General features: G+C 43.2%; 2 protein-coding genes and 1 pseudogene. All 3 read left to right on the top strand.

Features of this window, described 5'->3' with window-relative positions:
- Positions 1-444 precede the first annotated feature (444 nt).
- On the top strand, positions 445-585 hold the full coding sequence (locus tag Q0413_RS02420) for a hypothetical protein (RefSeq protein ID WP_297995205.1): 141 nt from the start codon (positions 445-447) through the stop codon (positions 583-585).
- 441 nt (positions 586-1,026) lie between these two features.
- Positions 1,027-1,437 (top strand): Rrf2 family transcriptional regulator, encoded by a 411-nt coding sequence (locus Q0413_RS02425; RefSeq protein WP_298986948.1) that lies wholly within the window; start codon positions 1,027-1,029, stop codon positions 1,435-1,437.
- 158 nt (positions 1,438-1,595) lie between these two features.
- Positions 1,596-1,841, top strand: a pseudogene (locus tag Q0413_RS02430) (hypothetical protein); the annotation flags it as partial.

Here is a 1,841-nt window from a genome sequence, read left to right on the forward strand (position 1 = left end):
CGCGTGTAAATTTTAAACTGCGCGACGGACAAAACGTGGACGCAAATTTTAACTACGTGGTGGGCAAAACGCGGACAAAAATTTTAACTACGTGGTGGGCAAAACGCGGACAAAAATTTTAACTACGTGGCCCGGTAAAATTCTAACGTAAATTTAAAATTTAGCGAAAAAGTAAGTTAGAGCTTTGAATTAAAATTTAGAGCTAGGACAGAGCCTATATTTGAATTAAAATTTAGAGCTAGAGCGAGCTACGGCTTGAAATTAAATTTAGTGGCGGAGCCACTCAAGCTAAAATTTAAAATTTAACGGTGACGGTAGCGGCGACCGCACGGTTATTAATGATGGCTGCGATTGCGTTGCAGAACATCGGTAGCCATTGTATTCGAATAATAGCGGCGATGGCGATAGTAGCGGATTGTATTCACGACAATAGCAGTAGTGATAATGAACGCGGTAGCGGCTGCAATGATAGTAGGCGACAGCGGCACGGGCGGCGGCATTAGCGGTAGCCGTAATACAGCGGGCGGCAGTGAGAATATAAGCGGCGACTGCAATAACAGCCGTAAAGATAATGAGCGATGGTAGCGTAGCGGCAAGCAGCAATAGCGATCTGCTGTAAATATAATGAATTGGTAGCGGCAGCAGCGACAGCGACAATGGAGACAAAGATAATGTAGTAATAGCGACGATAGCGGTAGTAGCGGCAGCAGACGGGGATAGTCGCGCTATCGGTATAGGGTAACGCGAGGCCTGCTATGTCGCGGATGAAATTTAGGCGCGATTAAAATTAACATCTAAATTTTAAAAAAATAGCCTAACAGATAAAATTTCGGAACGATTAAAATTTAATATCCGAATTTTAGGAAATCATTTAGCGAGTAAAATTTAGACACGATTAAATTTAAGGTTAGAATTTTAGGAAAATCGCTTGGTGGATGAAATTTTAGCGCGATCTAAAATTTAGCGGCCGAGTTTAAGGAAAATTTCGCTTAAATTCTAAAACTCAGATCCAAATCAAGGAGCGAAATGCAAGTAGGTATCAAATTCTCACTCGCGGTTCACATCATGCTTTGCGTCGCGTATTTTCGCGAGGAGAAGGTCACGGGCGATTTCGTCGCCGCAAGCTCGGGGATAAATCCCGCCATCGCGCGCAAGCTGATCTCGCAGCTGAAAAACGCGGCCTTGGTGCTCACGACCGCGGGCGTGGGCGGCATCACACTAGCTCGCGACGCGCGACTCATCACGCTTTTAGACATTTACGAGGCGGTGAGCGAGGAGGACGCGATGTTTCGCATGCACAAAGGCTCGCCTAGCGCCTGCCCCGTGGGCGGCAAGATCGAGGCGGTACTCGCGCCGCGCTTTGCTCGCATTCAGAATGATTTTAAAAAATCCCTATCAAGCGTGAGCTTGGCGGATTTGCTGCAAGATCTGGGATAGAGCTATTAAAATTTTAAATACACGTTTATGTTCTAAATTTGCTCAAATTTCAAGGCTTGCGGGCTAAATTTATATGAAATTTTACCCGCTCGCCATGTAAAATTTCGATTTAATTTGATTTAAGATATAATCCTCCTAATTAATTCTAAGGGGAAATTTTGAAATATTTAAAAGCTATATTGCAATTCATCGCAGTTTTTGCTTGCCTTATTTTGTATCTATTCGTAAGCGGAAGAGTAGGACTTCATAAATCTCAATCTCACTACACTATTACGATAGGCTCCGATACTACTAAAGAAGCGGGACTTGATAAGTATGTAAACGAAGCGGAGATGCAAAGTTTTGCATTTAGACATTGGGATATAGATTACAATTCAAACCCGAAAAACGTATTTAAAGAACCC

It is taken from the genome of uncultured Campylobacter sp., assembly GCF_938045465.1.
Lineage (GTDB): Bacteria > Campylobacterota > Campylobacteria > Campylobacterales > Campylobacteraceae > Campylobacter_B.